Source organism: Helicobacter sp. T3_23-1059 (assembly GCF_053654515.1).
The window spans coordinates 24,702-41,226 of record NZ_JBSIUV010000008.1; the positions used below are offsets into that span (position 1 = coordinate 24,702).

A 16,525-nucleotide genomic window follows, 5' to 3' on the forward strand; every position below is an offset into this window, starting at 1 on the left:
CCTATCTAAAAATTTTGCAACAATTTGGCAATATGTTGAAAATAAATTCATATTGTTTAAGTAAATTACTTGGGCTTTGTTATAAAATACTACCTTAAACAACCTTTTAAGGCAAATACAATGAAAATCCTACTTCTTGGTGGCACGGGTGCGATGGGAGCGCATTTAGCGCGGATTTTAGCAGACATGGGCAATGAAGTGCATATCACTTCGCGGCGCAAATTTGCAAATAATAAAAGCGATTTTGCGCCAAACATTCACTACATTTGTGGCAATGCACACGATTTAGATTTTGTGCTAGGTTTGCTTGATTCGCACAAATATGACTGCGTGGTGGATTTTATGATTTATGCCACGATAGAGTTTTTGGATAGAGTGGAATTACTGCTTGGCAAATGCGTTCATTATGTGTTTTTAAGCTCGGCTAGGGTTTATGCGAGTAGTGATGAGCTTTTGAGGGAAGATTCACCTAGATTGCTTGATATAAGCAAGGACAAAGAGTATCTAGCCACCGATGAATACGCCCTTACCAAAGCAAGACAAGAAAACATTTTAGCCCACGCACATAAAGGCAACTACACCATAATACGCCCTTATATCACATTTAGCGAGATTCGTTTGCAACTTGGCGTATATGAAAAAGAGTCGTGGCTTTATCGCGCAATGCAGGGCAAAAGCATAGTGTTTTTCAAAGATATAGCCACGCATTACACGACTATGACTTACGCGCTTGAAGTGGCAAGAGCTATTGCCGTGATATGTGGCAATGCTAATGCTTATGGGCAAACCTATCACATAGCAAGTGAAAAAGCGGTGAAATGGGAAGAGATTTTAGCCATTTATCAAAAAGTATTGCAAAACGAGCTAGGCAGGGAAATCAAAGTCGTTTTCGCAAATCTTTATGAATTTTTTGGCAAAAACGCATATCAAGTCATTTATGATAGGCTATTTGATAGGAAATTTGACAGCTCTAAAATCAATGCTCTGCTTACCCAAAATGGCGAAAAACCATTGGGGGGGGGGGAGTTTAGAAACGCATATCGCGCTGTGTCTTAAAGAATTTATCCAAAATCCGCGTTTTAATGGCATTGATTTTGATGATGAAATCAAAAAAGACGCGCTTTGTGGCGAAATGACAGCATTATGTCAGATTCAAGGCACACAAAATAAAATCGCCTATCTCAAAGCCTACAAACGCCACGCAAAAGGCTTTTTAGCCAAACTTAAAGCTAGGATTTTGTATAGGGTTTGTAAAATTGGGTTTATTTTAGTAAAAATCATAACCAAATAAAAATCTTAAGTTTTATTTAAGTGCTTTTTTTATAAAATCGCATTCTTATTTTTCTCTAGCTAGTTCGGTATCGGGCTAACGCGATACCCAACTCCTAGAGTTAATGTAAGAAACATATTATTTTGATATTAAGGAGGCAATTATGCCAAATGATTTAAATGAAGTAGATTTTTCTCCATATTCTTCAAAAAGCACCGCTGTGCTAGTTGATTTATCTTTCTTTATCAAAGCCTATCAAAAAAGTCAAGGCAAATATCCATCAAAAGAATTTGTTAAACGACTAAGCGATTATTTGTTTAAAACCCTAATGGTTTATAAAGACACACTTTTTCGTTATTATATATACGATTCAGAGCCTTTATCATCAGGCAGGATACAAAAACCTATAAGCAAACAAGAATACTTGTTTAACGCAACGCCTATTTATGAATTTAGGACAGAGGTTTTAAAAGAACTCAAAAAGCAACCTTATTTTGCTGTGAGATTAGGAAAAATGTCTGGCAAACCACAATGGAAACTAAAAGCAAATATCCAAGCTGATTTGCTTAATGGCAAAAAAGCAATAAGCGATTTAAAAGATGAAGATTTTGTTTTAGACATAAAACAAAAGGGCGTAGATATGAAGATAGGTTTAGACATTGCTACTTTATCTCTTAAAAAGCAAGTTGAAAAAATCATTCTTATAGCGGGCGATAGCGATTTTGTCCCAGCTGTGAAATTTGCTAGGAGAGAGGGTATCATCATTCAGCTTGACCCGATGCGACAGAATATCACAGATGATTTGCAGGAGCACATAGACTTGCTATTTTCTATTTTGCCAGATAGTAAAACCAACAAAAAATAATAAAAATGGTTTAGTGGGCGTATTCTACTAAAATTGTCCTGCAAAGGCTAATTTTAGGCATATTGCTTTTGTTGTTGATTTTTTGTTACAATGCGAATTTATTTTTAAAATCAAAGGATTTTTATGAAAAGCACCAATCTCCCCGACACTCTCTCCCACTACACCACAGATAAAAACGCACAGATTGTCCTAGCTTTGCTAAAAGCCCACAATATCCGCAAAATCATCGTGTCCCCGGGCGCTACAAACATTACCCTTGCTCGTAGCGCACAAAATGACAGCTTTTTCACGCTATATTCTGCCATAGATGAGCGAAGCGCGGCGTATATGGCGTGTGGCTTGTGCGAAGAGAGTGGCGAGGCAGTCGCGCTATCTTGCACGGGCGCGACTGCTGCTAGAAACTATATGAGCGCGCTTACAGAAGCCTACTATCGCAAACTCCCTATCCTTGCGATAACTTCTACGCAAAATATAGCCAAAGTAGGACATTTAGTCCCGCAAGTAACGGATAGAAGCCACCCGCCACACGACATAGTCCGACATAGCGTATATCTTGGCATTCCTAAAAATGACGATGAAGCTTGGGCGTGTGAGGTAAAGGCAAATACGGCGATTTTGGAGCTATTTCGCGCAGGTGGGGGACCTGTGCATATCAATTTAGAGACGAGTTATAGCGCGGATTTTAGCGTGAGAGAGCTACCCAAAGTGCGCGTGATAAAGCGAATCACACAAAGTGATTCACGCTTTGCTTTGCCACAGATTCCACTACACAACCAAAATGGCGAAAAAGTCAAAATCGGCATACTACTAGGCTCACATAGCGCGATGAGTGATGAGCTGACAAAGGCTATTGATGCATTTTGTGCCAAATATGATGCGGTGGTATTTTGCGACCATACGAGTGGATATTATGGCGACTACCGCGTGGCACATTGCATTAGCACTATGCAGCACAGAGGATACGCGGATAGTTTGTTCCCAGATTTAGTCATCTATATGGGCGAAATGAGCGCGTATAGCTATGTCTATGGCAAAAGCGTGTGGAGGGTAAGCGCAGACGGCGAGATTCGCGATACTTTCCGCAATACCGAATATGTCTTTGAAATGCCTGAAATAGCGTTTTTTAGACACTATAACGCATTAAACGATACAGCTACAAACGGGGGGGGGGGGAGGGGAATCACACTCCGATTCGTCTCATAGCTTAGATTCTACTTCAAAATCCGCTTTAAATTTAAACTCTACCACTTCACACTTTACAGATTCACATTCTACAAAATCTTATATCAACCTTTGCAAAGAAAAATTGCAAAATCTATGGGCAAATGTCCCTGAACTACCTTTTTCAAATATTTATCTAGCACACAAATCCCACAATCTTTTGCCAAGCGATTGCGTAGTGCATTTGGGGATTTTGCATTGCATTCGCTCGTGGAATTTCTTTGATTTCCCGCAAGGTGTGAGGGCGTATAGCAATGTCGGTGGCTTTGGCATAGATGGGTGTGTGAGCGCAGCACTTGGGGGCAAGTTTGGCAGATAAAAATCGCCTTGTATTTTGCATTGTCGGGGATTTGACGTTTTTTTATGACTTAAACGCACTTGGCAATCGACACTTGGGCGCAAATCTTAGAATCTTGCTTGTAAATAACGGCAAAGGCACAGAATTTAGAAATGTCGGGCATTTGGGTGCGCTTTTTGGCGACTCAAGTGATGATTTTACCGCAGCAGCAGGACATTTTGGCGATAAATCGCCCACACTTGTAAGAGACTTTGCGCGCAATCTAGGCTTTACCTACCTTAGCGCAAACGACAAAGAATCCTACGAAAAAGTAGCAAAAGAATTTTTCTGTGCTGAAATGACGCAAAAACCTATGCTTTTGGAGGTTTTTACAAACGATAGCGATGAAAGCAAGGCACTAGAAATCATCACAAATATGGAAATCGCCACCAAATCCAAACAAAAAGAGCGCAAAAACAAGCCCAAAATCTCACTTACCAAAAAGCTAAAACGCGAAACCCTGCGCGTGGTAAAACAAATCGAGCGAAAGTTGGAGGATTAGCAAAATGAAAAAAGTTAGAATCATCACATATTGTTCTGCGCTATGTAACTACGGACAGGTGCTTCAAGCGTTCGCGTTGCAGAGATTTTTGCGAAATCACTACAAAGATTACGACATTAAGCTAATCTATGCGCATCCATTTGGCGCAACGCCACAGAGCGAACCGCCAAAACGAACGCCACTAAAAGTCTTTTTGGCGCATTTTAAAACGGCTAGGCGATATTTTTGTGCTTATATTTTGTGTATCGATAAATACGATAGGCGCGTAAAGCGCGACAAAAAAGAAGCGTTAAAAAATGCGTTGCGCGAGGTTTTGGCTGAAGTAGGGCTCGATAAAAATGCCGCAAATGAGTCGCGAATCAAAGCGTTTGATAAAAAGCGCGAATTTGAGCGATTCAAAAGAGAGCATATTGCGCTTACTAGCGAATCTTTGCAAGATTTTCGCACTTTCACGCCTGAAATGGAAGCGGACTGCTATATCGTAGGGAGCGACCAAGTGTGGAATGATTGGGGTGCGCTTCAAAACGACTACACGCAAGGATTGGATTTCTACACGCTAGAATTTTTGCCACCAAACCACAAATCACACAAAATCTCTTATGCCGCAAGTATCGGTAAGCCAAAATTTGGGAGCGAGGGCGAAAAGGCGTATTTTAAAAACGCGCTATCAAAATTTGATGCGATTTCATTGCGCGAATCGTGCAATATTGAGTCGTTAAAAGAGATAGGTTTGCAAAGTGTTTGCGTGCCTGACCCAAGTCAGCTTTTAACCAAAAGCGACTATGAAAAGCTGATTGATTCAAGCATAAAAAATGGCGCGTTTGATTCGCACAAAAGCGATGGCAAGATTCGCAAGGACAGCGTTTTTGTCTATATGCTAGGCAATGAAACGATTATGGATAAGGACGAAATTATGGCATTTTTGAGCGCGAAAAATAGCGTGATTTACACAAATGCAAATGTGGATTTTTCTTGCGAGTGGGATTATAAAAGCGACTTTGCGCCCACACCACAAGAATGGCTAGCGTGTATTAGGGATTGCAAGGTGCTAGTTACAAACTCTTTTCACGGGTGCGCCTTTGCGCTTGTGATGGGGACGCCTTTTGTGGCTTTGAAACTAGGTGGCGGTGCTAGTGGAATGAATACGCGATTTTTTCAGCTATTAGAACTTTTTGGCTTACAAAATCGCCTTGTGGATAATTTGAGCGATTTAGAGGCGCAAATAAAAACGCCCATAGACTTTGAATCTGTCAATCAAAAGCTAGATTCGTGGCGCAAAGTGGGAATGGAATTTTTGAAGCAAAATCTAGCGAATCTTTAAAATTGAAAATAAAAATTTGCGCTATAATTGCGCTTTTAAAATTTTAGATTCACAAAAAGGAGTGCTTATGAAGCCATTTTTAGCAAAACTCTACACGCTATGTGTAAAAAACAAAGACAAACGCCAACGCATTTATGATTTACTCACAAATAGGGGGGGGGGGACTATCCACATTAGATAAAATCTTTGAACTATCAAAGGCAACTAATGAAATTTTAAGAGCCACCACTATCCCCACTCAAATTCCACAAGCTACGGGTGATTTGAGATTACACCAACTTGCATCACTTGAAATCCTCAAACGACTTACCGCATTTTTAGATAAGCATAATATAGAGTATTGGCTCTATGCTGGCACTCTCATCGGTGCGATGAGGCACAAAGGCTTTGTGCCGTGTGACGATGACATTGACATTGCAATGACTCGTCCAAATTATGAGAAATTCCAAAGCATAATTGATGAATTTTGCCAAAATGGCTTATCTTACACCGATGGCGATATTGTAAGGATTTTTTATATAGGCGCAACCGCACAAATAGATATTTTCCCATTTGATTTTGGCAATAGTGCGGATTTACCACCCAAAGATGAATATGACAGCTTAATTAAAAAATTTTGGGAGATTCATCATAAGATTCCATTTGATTTTAGTGTAGGGCATATACCAAAAGCCACTACGATACCAAAAGATTATTTGCAAAAATTAAAGACAATCTACCAAAATGAAATTTTACAAAACAAGCCCATTCCGCCAAAAGCATATTTGTTTCATTCCTTTCACGCACCTGCTTACGCGAGGGTTTTATGCAAATATGATGAGATTTTCCCGCTAAAAAAGATTGAATTTGAAGGGTGCGAGTTTAGCGCACCAAATGATTCTTTTATGCACCTGCATAGAAAATATGGCAATTTTATGTGTTTGCCAAAAACGCTATATTCACACGAAGCTGGGCGAAATCTATCAAAAGAACAAATTTTAAAAGATTTAGAATTGATTGGCGCAAAGGATTATTTGTGGTAGCACGACAAACCTACGCCATCATACTCTGCGCTGGAATCGGTTCTCGTTTAAGCGCGCTTACAAATCTCGCTCCCAAAGCTTTGATAAAAGTAAATGCAAAAGCGATTTTAGACTTTGCGATTGCTGGATATTTGGACGCTGGGCTAGTGCAAAAAAAATATCATTGTCGTTACGGGCTACAAAGGCGAAATGATAGCAGACTTTTTAGCGCAGAATTATCCACAGATTCGCACGATAAGAAATAGCGATTTTGCCACTACAAACAATATGTATTCGCTGTATTTGGCGTTGAGAGAGTTGCCATTAGATTCGCTTGACACGCTATTTATAAATAATGGCGATTGTTTATATGAATCCCAAACCATAAAAGATTTTGCAGATTTGCCACTGCAAAATACTATCGCGATTCAAAGCAAAATCTATAATGATGAATCGATGAAAATCTCGCTAGGCACACAAAATCAGCTCATAAATATCGCCAAAAATATCCCGCAAAAAGATAGCAATGGAGTCTCTATTGATTTATATAAATTCTCGCGCCCTGCTGTAATCACGCTTTTTGATATTATCAAAGATTTTATCGAGATTCGCGAGGATTTGACACAATGGAGTGAAGTGGCATTTCCTCCACTATTTCGCCAAGTCGCCGTCTCACCGCACGATATAGGGCGAAAAAAATGGGTAGAAGTCGATAATGTGGAGGATTTGGCATTAGCGGATAGAATTTTTAGCGATTTTGATTTAAGCGCGAAAAAGGCGTTGATTTGCGATATGGACGGGACTTTGTATGTGGGCGATAAACCTTTGCAAAAAAGCATAGATTTTATCAAACGCACAAAGCAAGAGATATTTTTTCTCACAAACAACACTTCAAAAACGCCAAGCGACTATGTAGAAAAACTCGCTTCCTTTGGGATTTGCGCGGATTTAGCGCATATTATCACGCCACTAAACGCGCTCATAGATTATTTACAAACAAAATCCATAGATTCTGCCTATCTTGTGGCAAATGAGCGTGTGGCTAAATATGTGCAAGAAAAGTTACCAAATGTAAATTTTTGCTTTGATAAAGAGCGCAATCAAGCGGTGATTCTTACCTTTGATACGCAGATAAATTATGAAAAATTGCAAAATATCTGTGATTTATTACACAATACAAATGCAAAATATATCGCCACACATAGCGATATATTTTGCCCTAGCGAATATGGCGCGTTGCCAGATATTGGGAGCTTTGTTGCCTTGCTAGAAATGGTGGCACATAAGATTCCAAGCGTAGTGTTGGGTAAGCCAAATGTTGCTTTGGCAAAGTCGATTTTGGAGCGTTTTAGCCCACAAGAAATTGCCGTCATAGGCGATAGAATCTACACAGATAAAGAGTTAGCGGATAATATGGGCTGTGATTTTGTTTTGACACTTACAGGGGAGACTTCACGCGCTGATTTGCAGGACTATAATGGTAGTTTCCCCAAACTTGTGGTGCGTGATTTGGGCGAGATAGATTTAGACAACCGATTTTATGCTACGCCACGAGAGAGAGAGAGAGAGAGAGAGTAATTGCGCACACGCAAATAGATTTTATCCACGCTGCATAAATACTAACTTGCTAGGAGGCTACAATGTCGCCTAGTAAAAATTCTACTACAAATTACGCTGTGATTTTGGCTGGCGGGGTTAGCAAAAGAATGGGCGATATGAGTTTGCCAAAGCATTTTTTAGAGATTTGTGGAATCCCTATTATTGTTTTAACTATTCAAAATATAATCAATTCATCTTTAAGCTATTTTTGTCTATAATTTCGCAATATTTATGAAACCAAACAATGCTTAAAGCATTTTTAAAAAATTGCAAAATCTAAGGAGCAATGATGATAACGCTAAAGCAGGCATTAAGCCTTAGCAAAGAAGAGCAAAACGAGCTAAAATCCCAAATCCAAAATCTAGCAAAACAAAGCCAAAATGCCGAACTAAACGCATACATAGATTTTAGCGATGACGGGCAAGATGGCGTGCCAATTTTAATCAAAGACAATATCAATGTCAAAGGCTGGGAAATCACTTGTGCTAGCAAAATCCTAAAAGGCTACAAATCCCCATACAACGCCACAGCAATCCAAAATCTACACGCAAATGGAATGAGCGCATTTGGCAGGGCAAATATGGATGAGTTTGCTATGGGAAGCACGACAGAATCTAGCTGCTATGGGCGCACCAAAAATCCGCGTGATACTTCTCGCGTGCCCGGGGGTAGCTCTGGGGGGAGTGCTGCAGCAGTGGCAGGTGGGCTAGCTATCGCGGCACTTGGTAGCGATACGGGAGGCTCTATCCGTCAGCCTGCTAGCTATTGTGGCTGTGTAGGGCTAAAGCCTACTTATGGTAGGGTTAGCAGATATGGGCTTATCGCTTATAGCTCAAGCCTAGACCAAGTAGGACCTATCACGCAAAATGTAGAGGATTGCGCGCTACTGCTAGATGCGATAAGTGGTAATGATGAGCGCGACTCTACAAGTGCAAAAAAGCCCCCTTTGCAATGTTTTAGCAAGCTAGATAAAGAGAGAGGGTTTAAAATCGCAGTGTTAAAGGATTTTATCAAAGATGCGGATTCTAGCGTGGCAAAAGCGTATGAAAACACCATAAAAATCCTAGAATCTAGTGGCAATGAAATCCTGCCTAAACAAATGCTTGATACAAGTTTGCATATCTCTACTTACTATATCATCTGCACAGCAGAAGCTAGCTCAAATCTCGCTCGCTTTGATGGTGTGCGCTATGGCAATAGAGTGCAAAACGGCGATGCAAGCAAACAGGGACTAAAAGATTTATACCTATCCACGCGCTCAAATGGCTTTGGCAATGAAGTAAAAAACAGAATCTTGCTAGGTAGTTTTGTGCTTAGTAGCGGGTATTATGACGCGTATTACCTAAAAGCGCAAAAAATGCGACAACTTATCCGCGCACAATTTGAGGAAATATTTAAAGAAGCGGATTTGATTTTATGCCCTGTCGCGCCGACTACCGCTCCCAAATTCCGCGCTATGCAAACGCCATTGCAAATGTATCTAAACGATATTTATACCATTGGTGCAAACCTAGCAGGAGTGCCTGCTATCAGTCTGCCTGTGGGAAATGATAGCGAGGGATTGCCTATTGGTATGCAGCTTATTGGCAGACATTTTGATGAGCAAAGCGTGCTAGATTGTGCATATAGTTTAGAGAGTGCGCTTAGTTAATTGTGTATTTAAAGATAGTGAAAATATGAAAAATCAAACGCTAAAAACATCACAAAAGATTTCACAAAAATCTATATTAGAGTTTTTGGAATCTTTGCAACCACAGCTACAAAAAGAGGGGATAGAAGCACTCGGGCTTTTTGGCTCATTTGCCAAAGGAAGCGCAGATAATGCAAGTGATATAGATATTTTTATCAAAAGTTCACATATTTTTTGCAAAAAATATGTTGGATTTAGGGCGTTTATTTTTTTGGATACATTAAGGGCGGATTTGGCAAGGTATTTTAAAAGAGAGGTTGATTTGTGTGATATAGCTAGTTTGAATGATAAAAAACTAGCAAGACTACTAGATAAAGCCATTTGGGTATATAATACCTCAAATAACAATCATAAAAAGGTGCATAATGGATAAATCCACACAACGATTTATAGAAATGCTAGATAGAATCCAAAAAATACAAGAACTATGCCAAAAAAGTGGTGGAGTAAGCCAAGCCCTAAGCGATACACTTAGTGCCCAACCTGCTATTATGATGCACTTTATTATTATGCAAGAACAGATTACAAAACTTCAAAATGACGCAGAATTTGCATTGTTAGAAAAAATATCAAAAGAAAATTTAAGAGGGCTTTTGGCGGTTAGAAATATTGCTTCACACGATTATGATGGTATAAATTTTGCGATTATTGAAGATATTATCCATAGCAATTTACCAAAACTTGCTAAAGAAATAGAAGAGATTTTGCGCGAAAAATGATGTTATATTATTTTGCAAAAGTGATTTAAAAAATCAAATACTACAAAAAGGAGCAAAAATGACAAAATCTACAAACCCCGCAAAGCAAGCCCCTGCAAAGCAAGTCGCAAAATCAAAATCCGCGACAAAACCCAACACAAAATCTAAAACCCTAGAATCTAAAATCACAAAATCTAGCGCGAAAAAATCACATTTGCAAGAATCCAATCCGCAAAAATCGCGTTTGCAAAAACCCCACACGCAAAAATCGATTTTGCAAAAATCTAGCACACAAAAATCCACTCCGCTAAAATCCCCAAAAATCCCATTTCAATCATTTCCAAAAGCTTTGACTTTTGAAGATATTTTGCTTATCCCCGCGTATTCGCAAGTCCTGCCAAAAGAAGTAGATACCACTTCAAAACTTACCCGCACCATAAGTCTAAATATCCCCATTATCTCCGCTGCTATGGATACCGTCACAGAGTATAAAGCCGCCATTGCTATGGCAAGGTATGGTGGCATAGGCATCATACATAAAAATATGCCCCCCCAAATGCAAGCAGAGCATATCAATAAAGTCAAAAAAAGTGAAAGCGGGATTATCCGCGACCCTGTATCTATCCAAGCAAATCGCTCTCTAGCGGATGCCAAAATCATCACGGATAATTATAAGATTTCAGGTGTGCCTGTGGTAGATGAAAAAGGCTTGCTTATAGGGATTTTGACAAATCGCGATATGAGGTTTGAAAAGGATTTGAGCAAAAAAGTAGGCGATGTGATGACAAAAATGCCTCTTGTAACGGCAAATGTAGGCGTAAGCCTAGAGCAAGCACAACAAATTATGCACGCCCACAGAATCGAAAAGCTCCCCATAGTCGATAAGCACAATATCTTGCAAGGGCTTATCACCATAAAAGACATTCAAAAGCGAATCGAATATCCAAACGCCAATAAAGACGCGCAAGGTAGGCTTTGCGTGGGGGCAGCTATTGGGGTTGGACAGCTTGATAGAGCGCAGGCATTAGTAGAAGCGGGGGTAGATGTGCTAGTGCTTGATTCTGCGCACGGGCATTCAAAAAATGTCATTTCTACTTTAGAGGGCATAAAAAACACGCTAAATATCCAAGTCATAGTCGGCAATGTCGTAACGGCAAAGGCTACGCAGGATTTGATTGCCGCAGGCGCAGATGGGGTAAAAGTCGGCATAGGACCGGGCTCTATCTGCACGACTAGAATCGTAGCGGGCGTGGGTATGCCTCAAGTCTCCGCGATAATCAACTGCGCAGAAGTGGCGATAAAAAATGGCGTGCCACTCATCGCCGATGGTGGGATAAAGTATTCAGGCGATGTGGCAAAGGCATTAGCACTTGGAGCATCTAGCGTGATGATAGGCTCGCTACTTGCAGGCACGGAGGAATCCCCCGGGGATTTGGTGCTATATCAAGGACGGCAGTATAAAAGCTATCGTGGTATGGGTAGTATCGGTGCTATGTCAAAGGGGAGCGCGGATAGATATTTCCAAGAAGGCACAGCACAAGAAAAGCTAGTCCCCGAGGGGATAGAAGGACGCGTGCCATACAGAGGACGCATAGGCGATGTGCTTCATCAGCTTGTAGGGGGGTTAAGAAGCTCTATGGGCTATCTAGGCGCAAAAGATTTATCTAGTTTGCAAGAGAGAGCAGAATTTGTCGAAATCACTTCAGCAGGTTTGAGAGAATCCCATGTCCACGATGTGGATATTACCAAAGAATCTCCAAATTATCACGGCTAGCTTGCATAAATTTGCCAAAAATAGATTTTCAAAATAGATTTTTGCGCAAAAAATAATGCAAGTGTAATGCAAAAATAATGCAAACATAAGCAAGCATAAATTATAAGATTTTGCAAGAAAGTAAAATATCAAAGCAAAATATCCCAATATAAAATATCCCAAAACAAGCAAAATCCTATCTTTTTGCCCTACGAAAATCTACGCCACAAAATCTAGCCCTAAAATCTATCACAAATCTATGTTTTCATTTTTTTATGCCATTTTTCTGCCAAGATTTTTATCAAGATTTTGATAATGTTTGGTTATAATCTTGCGTGCATTTTGCACTAATTTTACAAAAAAAAGGAGCTTAAGATGAATATCTTAACACAAACGACACAAGTAGCACACTCGGCAAATGCCACCACAAGCCATACCAAAAACAACAACGCAAGCAAACTAGCTAGATTCACACTAGCAGTGATATTTGCAAGTGTATTTGCGGGCATATTTGGCACGCTAGCCTATGCAGAGCCCACCAGCCAAGACATACAAAAGCAAATCGAAGCACTAAAAAAAGAAAACGAACTCCTAGAGCTAGAGCGCAAAAATCAATCCCTAAAAGACGATGATTTGCAACGCCAAATAAATGACGAAAGACGCAAAAACCAATCACTAAAGGGCGCAAACCAGAGAGAGAGAGAGAGAGTAACTCAAGCGCAAAATCTGCTAAAAGCCCAAAGCAAGGTGGCTTTGTAGGGCTTGAGCTAGGGATTGGAATCGCAAACACAAAAGGAACTAGCACAGATGACACAGGCATAACAGAAACTAATTACAACAAAAACTACCCACACTTCCCCATAAACTTACAATTTGGCTATCAATGGTATTTCACAAAATCTATGGGCTTGCGAGCCAAAGGCTATATAGGCTATTCTAATTATTTTAAAGAACTTTACAAACACACTTTTTCAAATGAATATGACGCAACAAGTGGTTATTATGATAAAAACACAGGAACATATTACCAAGAGTTTGAATCAGTAACAAATGGCGATTATGTATTTAGTTTAGATTCTCACGCTATTCAATACGGCGTAGAGTTAGCATATATTTGGGATTTTTTGGACAAAGGCAAGCACACTATCGGGCTAGATATAGCACCTCTAGGGCTTGAAGCAAGCACATATATGCCAAAACATAAATACAAAGCTACAGGTTCTACTACATACACTTGGACTGGCACAGGGACAAACAATACAGGATTTGAAGATACTTTTACAGAATCTAATAATGCAAGTCGTAGTCAAGCCTTTGAAACTCATACAAAATTTGCCTACACAGCAAGTATAGGGCTTCATTATTACTACAATGTCAATCATCAAATCTTTGCCTCTTACAAAATCCGCACATACAGCACCACCACCACAGCTACGCTAAAATTTAAAGATTATGTTAGTCCTGCCAAAATCTCAAATGTCTCAAATCACGCCTTTTTGCTAGGCTATGCGTATAAATTTTAGGGGGCAGTGAAATGAAAATCATCACAAAACATATTTCAAAATCTATCCAGCCTTATGTATCATTTGTAGTTTTGACTTTTGTGAGTTTGGCAAGTTTAGCTAGTTTATCAAAAGCCGATGAAATCCAAGAGCGAATCGACAAGCTAAAAGCTGAAAATGAGCTACTAGAGCTACAAAAGAAAAATGCCGCGCTAAAAGAGCTAGACGCTATCCAAAAAGAAAACGAACTCCTAGAGCTAAAGCGCAAAAATGCTGCACTAAAGCGCGGAGAATCTATAAATGATTCTAGCGACTTTGCTAGCACAAATAGCATAGCTACTAAGACAAATCGCCCCTGCACTCAAGGCAAACTAGGGCGATACGCACCCACAGGGTGCTTTGTGGGCGTAGAAGTGGGAGTGGCTTTTGGCGTGGAAAATAATGTATGGGGGGCGAGTGGATTTCCTAGAACCCCTAGCGATTCTAGCGGGGTTAGTCTGCCCCTCACTATAAATGGCGGGTTTCAATGGTATTTTTTAGCAAATATGGGCGTGCGTGTGCGGGGCAATCTAGGATATAGCGCGCATTTTGCTGATATGAACTATGGTGGCATAAACTCGATGGAAGCGACAAATCATTCGATACATTATGGCGTAGAAGTAAGCTATTTGTATGATTTTATCGCCACGACAAAAAGGACATTTGGCGCGGATGTGGGATTTGGCATAGAGGGAATGACACTTTTTGGCTCTAGCGCAAAAGATAGCAGGGAGGGCTCATATAACGATGGCGCGTATAACAAAACCATAAGCAAATTTAACTTTTGGCAAGGCAGGATAGGCGTGCATTATTATCACAATCTTACTCATCAGTTTTGGTTGTCATATATTTATAAGCCCTATTCTAGCAAATGGGTAGAAAAAGCCCACGACACCACACCAAACAACTTTATCACGCTAGGATATGCGTATAGATTTTAGGGGTTAATGGCGTTTTGGGAGGGGGGATTTTGGAGGGGATTTTGTAGTTTATTAGCATATTTTGCCATCTTTGTAGTCATTGCAACTTGTCATTTTAAAAAAGATTTTGGCAAAAGCGGTTTTAGCAAGAGTGATTTTGGTAAAAATGATTTTTGTAAAATCGCGTTGCAATTTTTTTTTGAATAATAAAAAACTTAAAGTTTTAAAAATAGCTTGATTGCACGCGATATTTTGTGATATTTACAGTAATATTTTGCTGTGTAAATCACAACTTTTTAACAACACAAAATCCAAAGCAAAATCATAAATAAGGACTACAACAATGCTCGATTCTACCCATATAAAAGCCCTGAAAAATATCGTAGGGGAGGAGAATTGCTACGATGACAAAGCGCATTTGCTCGCCTACTGCTATGACGCTACGCGTGAGCGATACGAGCCTGAAGCGGTGGTATTCCCACGCGATGAGGGCGATGTAAGCGCGATACTCAAATACGCTAATGCGCACAAAATCCCCGTGATACCGCGCGGTGCGGGCAGTGGATTTACAGGAGGCGCATTGCCCGCACAAGGCGGGATAATCCTCGCCTTAGAAAAGCATTTCAACAAAATCCTAGAAATCGATGAAAAAAACCTCATCGCCCGCGTCCAGCCCGCTGTGGTAAATAAAATATTCCAAAACGAAGTGGAAAAACGCGGACTTTTCTACCCGCCAGACCCTGCAAGCCAAGAGTATAGCACACTAGGGGGCAATGTCAGCGAAAACGCAGGCGGAATGCGTGCCGCCAAATATGGAATCACCAAAGACTTTGTAATGGCGTTGCGCGCGGTGCTACCAAATGGCGAAATAATCCGTGCGGGCAAAAAAACCATAAAAGATGTCGCGGGCTATAATGTCGCGGGAATCCTCATCGCAAGTGAGGGGACACTCGCCGTCATCACCGAAATCACGCTCAAACTCATCGCCAAGCCCAAATTCAAACAATCCGCGCTTGGCGTGTTCCCAAGCATTGAGAGCGCAATGAATGCCGTGTATAAAAGTATGGCAAGCGGGATTACGCCTGTGGCAATGGAGTTTTTGGATAATTTAAGCATTCGTGCGGTGGAGGAGAAATTTCACAAAGGCTTGCCAACGGAGGCGGGCGCGATTTTAATCACGCAAGTTGATGGGGATTTGGAAGTGCAAATCCAAAATCAAATCGCCCTTTTAGAATCTAAATTCCGAGAAAATGGCTGTATAGAATTTAAAATCGCGCAAAACGCGCAAGAGGAGGAGGATTTGTGGTTTGCTAGGCGCAATGTAAGCCAAAGTATCAATATCTATGGCAAAAAAAAGCTCAACGAAGACATCACCGTGCCTCGCTCGCGCCTACCCGAACTCCTAGAGAAAATCAGGCAAATGAGTGAGAAATATGGCTTTAAGATTCCCTGCTTTGGGCATACAGGCGATGGGAATGTGCATACAAATGTGATGGTGGGCGACCCAAGCAAGCCCCTAGATGAAGCCGAGCTAGAGCGCGGGCATAAATGTATCGAGGAAATTTTCAAAATCGCGGTGGAGCTAGAGGGCACACTTAGCGGGGAGCACGGCATCGGGCTATCTAAAGCTCCATTTATGCACCTAGCTTTTAGCAAGGCAGAAATGGAGCTTTTTGGCGCGATAAAGAGGGCATTTGACCCAAATAATATCCTAAACCCGCATAAAATGGGATTACCTTAAAATACCCGTGATAAGTCGCTAAAAATAATCTGTTTAAGGTTGATTAGGCTTAAAATTTATACCAAA

At 40.5% G+C, this 16,525-nt stretch carries 20 protein-coding genes; all 20 read left to right on the top strand.

Features of this window, described 5'->3' with window-relative positions; all coding sequences use genetic code 11:
* Positions 1-120 precede the first annotated feature (120 nt).
* The 20 genes from ACWIX0_RS03720 to ACWIX0_RS03815 all read left to right on the top strand — a co-directional run bounded on the left by ACWIX0_RS03720 (position 121) and on the right by ACWIX0_RS03815 (position 16,459).
* Positions 121-1,056: an NAD-dependent epimerase/dehydratase family protein gene (locus tag ACWIX0_RS03720; protein ID WP_454172054.1), complete on the top strand. Its 936-nt coding sequence runs from the start codon at positions 121-123 to the stop codon at positions 1,054-1,056.
* Entirely contained in the window at positions 998-1,291 is a 294-nt protein-coding gene (locus ACWIX0_RS03725; protein ID WP_454172055.1) for a hypothetical protein, read from the top strand. The genes ACWIX0_RS03720 and ACWIX0_RS03725 overlap by 59 nt, the downstream gene beginning before the upstream one ends.
* Positions 1,292-1,433: 142 nt before the next feature.
* Entirely contained in the window at positions 1,434-2,135 is a 702-nt protein-coding gene (locus tag ACWIX0_RS03730; protein WP_454172057.1) for an NYN domain-containing protein, read from the top strand.
* Positions 2,136-2,258: 123 nt separating this feature from the next.
* Positions 2,259-3,338: a thiamine pyrophosphate-binding protein gene (locus tag ACWIX0_RS03735; protein WP_454172058.1), complete on the top strand. Its 1,080-nt coding sequence runs from the start codon at positions 2,259-2,261 to the stop codon at positions 3,336-3,338.
* Between the two features lie 103 nt (positions 3,339-3,441).
* Complete coding sequence (locus ACWIX0_RS03740) at positions 3,442-3,675, top strand: hypothetical protein (protein ID WP_454172060.1); 234 nt, start codon at positions 3,442-3,444, stop codon at positions 3,673-3,675.
* A complete protein-coding gene (locus ACWIX0_RS03745) occupies positions 3,665-4,195 on the top strand; it encodes a hypothetical protein (RefSeq protein WP_454172062.1) in 531 nt (176 codons plus the stop codon). Before ACWIX0_RS03740 ends, ACWIX0_RS03745 begins: the two co-directional genes overlap by 11 nt.
* 4 nt (positions 4,196-4,199) lie before the next feature.
* Positions 4,200-5,516: a polysaccharide pyruvyl transferase family protein gene (locus ACWIX0_RS03750; RefSeq protein WP_454172064.1), complete on the top strand. Its 1,317-nt coding sequence runs from the start codon at positions 4,200-4,202 to the stop codon at positions 5,514-5,516.
* A 134-nt stretch (positions 5,517-5,650) separates the two neighbouring features.
* Positions 5,651-6,538 carry a LicD family protein gene (locus tag ACWIX0_RS03755; RefSeq protein WP_454172066.1) on the top strand — a complete coding sequence of 296 codons (888 nt, stop codon included), beginning with the start codon at positions 5,651-5,653 and terminating at the stop codon, positions 6,536-6,538.
* On the top strand, positions 6,532-6,783 hold the full coding sequence (locus ACWIX0_RS03760; protein WP_454172067.1) for a hypothetical protein: 252 nt from the start codon (positions 6,532-6,534) through the stop codon (positions 6,781-6,783). The genes ACWIX0_RS03755 and ACWIX0_RS03760 overlap by 7 nt, the downstream gene beginning before the upstream one ends.
* Positions 6,728-8,095, top strand: coding sequence for an HAD hydrolase-like protein (locus ACWIX0_RS03765; RefSeq protein ID WP_454172068.1), 1,368 nt, complete (start codon positions 6,728-6,730; stop codon positions 8,093-8,095). Before ACWIX0_RS03760 ends, ACWIX0_RS03765 begins: the two co-directional genes overlap by 56 nt.
* 62 nt (positions 8,096-8,157) lie before the next feature.
* Entirely contained in the window at positions 8,158-8,334 is a 177-nt protein-coding gene (locus tag ACWIX0_RS03770) for an NTP transferase domain-containing protein (RefSeq protein ID WP_454172069.1), read from the top strand.
* A gap of 71 nt (positions 8,335-8,405) precedes the next feature.
* Positions 8,406-9,767, top strand: a complete 1,362-nt coding sequence (gene gatA / locus ACWIX0_RS03775) for an Asp-tRNA(Asn)/Glu-tRNA(Gln) amidotransferase subunit GatA (protein WP_454172071.1) — start codon at positions 8,406-8,408, stop codon at positions 9,765-9,767.
* Between the two features lie 25 nt (positions 9,768-9,792).
* Positions 9,793-10,179 carry a nucleotidyltransferase family protein gene (locus ACWIX0_RS03780; protein ID WP_454172073.1) on the top strand — a complete coding sequence of 129 codons (387 nt, stop codon included), beginning with the start codon at positions 9,793-9,795 and terminating at the stop codon, positions 10,177-10,179.
* On the top strand, positions 10,172-10,525 hold the full coding sequence (locus ACWIX0_RS03785) for a HepT-like ribonuclease domain-containing protein (protein WP_454172075.1): 354 nt from the start codon (positions 10,172-10,174) through the stop codon (positions 10,523-10,525). Before ACWIX0_RS03780 ends, ACWIX0_RS03785 begins: the two co-directional genes overlap by 8 nt.
* A gap of 58 nt (positions 10,526-10,583) precedes the next feature.
* Positions 10,584-12,278 carry an IMP dehydrogenase gene (gene guaB / locus ACWIX0_RS03790; RefSeq protein ID WP_454172076.1) on the top strand — a complete coding sequence of 565 codons (1,695 nt, stop codon included), beginning with the start codon at positions 10,584-10,586 and terminating at the stop codon, positions 12,276-12,278.
* Between the two features lie 354 nt (positions 12,279-12,632).
* Positions 12,633-13,016 carry a hypothetical protein gene (locus ACWIX0_RS03795; RefSeq protein ID WP_454172078.1) on the top strand — a complete coding sequence of 128 codons (384 nt, stop codon included), beginning with the start codon at positions 12,633-12,635 and terminating at the stop codon, positions 13,014-13,016.
* A 143-nt stretch (positions 13,017-13,159) separates the two neighbouring features.
* Positions 13,160-13,780: a hypothetical protein gene (locus ACWIX0_RS03800; protein WP_454172080.1), complete on the top strand. Its 621-nt coding sequence runs from the start codon at positions 13,160-13,162 to the stop codon at positions 13,778-13,780.
* An 11-nt stretch (positions 13,781-13,791) separates the two neighbouring features.
* Positions 13,792-14,739, top strand: coding sequence for an outer membrane beta-barrel protein (locus ACWIX0_RS03805; protein ID WP_454172082.1), 948 nt, complete (start codon positions 13,792-13,794; stop codon positions 14,737-14,739).
* A 6-nt stretch (positions 14,740-14,745) separates the two neighbouring features.
* Positions 14,746-14,925, top strand: coding sequence for a hypothetical protein (locus ACWIX0_RS03810; RefSeq protein ID WP_454172084.1), 180 nt, complete (start codon positions 14,746-14,748; stop codon positions 14,923-14,925).
* 136 nt (positions 14,926-15,061) lie between these two features.
* Positions 15,062-16,459, top strand: coding sequence for an FAD-linked oxidase C-terminal domain-containing protein (locus tag ACWIX0_RS03815; RefSeq protein ID WP_454172086.1), 1,398 nt, complete (start codon positions 15,062-15,064; stop codon positions 16,457-16,459).
* The last annotated feature ends 66 nt before the right edge of the window (positions 16,460-16,525 follow it).

Excerpts from the sequence above, each read along its gene's own strand:
- ACWIX0_RS03765 (WP_454172068.1), top strand. The coding sequence starts at position 6,728 with ATGATAGCAGACTTTTTAGCGCAGAATTATCCACAGATTCGCACGATA.
- ACWIX0_RS03780 (WP_454172073.1), top strand. The coding sequence starts at position 9,793 with ATGAAAAATCAAACGCTAAAAACATCACAAAAGATTTCACAAAAATCT.
- gatA (WP_454172071.1), top strand. The coding sequence starts at position 8,406 with ATGATAACGCTAAAGCAGGCATTAAGCCTTAGCAAAGAAGAGCAAAAC.
- guaB (WP_454172076.1), top strand. The coding sequence starts at position 10,584 with ATGACAAAATCTACAAACCCCGCAAAGCAAGCCCCTGCAAAGCAAGTC.
- ACWIX0_RS03730 (WP_454172057.1), top strand. The coding sequence starts at position 1,434 with ATGCCAAATGATTTAAATGAAGTAGATTTTTCTCCATATTCTTCAAAA.
- ACWIX0_RS03785 (WP_454172075.1), top strand. The coding sequence starts at position 10,172 with ATGGATAAATCCACACAACGATTTATAGAAATGCTAGATAGAATCCAA.
- ACWIX0_RS03770 (WP_454172069.1), top strand. The coding sequence starts at position 8,158 with ATGTCGCCTAGTAAAAATTCTACTACAAATTACGCTGTGATTTTGGCT.
- ACWIX0_RS03750 (WP_454172064.1), top strand. The coding sequence starts at position 4,200 with ATGAAAAAAGTTAGAATCATCACATATTGTTCTGCGCTATGTAACTAC.
- ACWIX0_RS03720 (WP_454172054.1), top strand. The coding sequence starts at position 121 with ATGAAAATCCTACTTCTTGGTGGCACGGGTGCGATGGGAGCGCATTTA.
- ACWIX0_RS03735 (WP_454172058.1), top strand. The coding sequence starts at position 2,259 with ATGAAAAGCACCAATCTCCCCGACACTCTCTCCCACTACACCACAGAT.
- ACWIX0_RS03805 (WP_454172082.1), top strand. The coding sequence starts at position 13,792 with ATGAAAATCATCACAAAACATATTTCAAAATCTATCCAGCCTTATGTA.
- ACWIX0_RS03800 (WP_454172080.1), top strand. The coding sequence starts at position 13,160 with ATGGGCTTGCGAGCCAAAGGCTATATAGGCTATTCTAATTATTTTAAA.
- ACWIX0_RS03755 (WP_454172066.1), top strand. The coding sequence starts at position 5,651 with ATGATTTACTCACAAATAGGGGGGGGGGGACTATCCACATTAGATAAA.
- ACWIX0_RS03815 (WP_454172086.1), top strand. The coding sequence starts at position 15,062 with ATGCTCGATTCTACCCATATAAAAGCCCTGAAAAATATCGTAGGGGAG.
- ACWIX0_RS03725 (WP_454172055.1), top strand. The coding sequence starts at position 998 with ATGGCGAAAAACCATTGGGGGGGGGGGAGTTTAGAAACGCATATCGCG.
- ACWIX0_RS03810 (WP_454172084.1), top strand. The coding sequence starts at position 14,746 with ATGGCGTTTTGGGAGGGGGGATTTTGGAGGGGATTTTGTAGTTTATTA.
- ACWIX0_RS03795 (WP_454172078.1), top strand. The coding sequence starts at position 12,633 with ATGAATATCTTAACACAAACGACACAAGTAGCACACTCGGCAAATGCC.